Source organism: Dellaglioa sp. CoH-57-MRSF-19 (assembly GCF_056781975.1).
Genome location: NZ_JBXAXW010000328.1, coordinates 1 through 243, shown reverse-complemented (window position 1 = coordinate 243; position 243 = coordinate 1). Strand labels below are relative to the sequence as shown.

Sequence of the window (243 nt, the reverse complement as noted above, 5' to 3'; positions counted from 1 at the left end):
ATGCTGAACAGTGCAAACTCGGGGTCAACCATCCGTACGTGTATGTAACGGTTCGCTGCGGCCCCATGAAGAGTGTGAGCGACGATGTGTGGCACGTGGATGGCTTCTCGATGCGTGTACCACACGTGACGGAACAGAATTACATCTGGTCGGATCACACGCCAACCGAAATCCTGAAACAAAACTTTGCATTTCCGTCCGATTTCCATCCGATGGTGTACAACATTCACCAGTTCTTTCAGG

The 243-nt window shown here is 51.0% G+C and carries 1 protein-coding gene; it reads left to right on the top strand.

Annotated features, from left to right (window positions below):
- On the top strand, positions 1-243 hold a 243-nt coding region (locus tag AC1RO3_RS09380; protein ID WP_481764150.1), incomplete at both ends, for a hypothetical protein.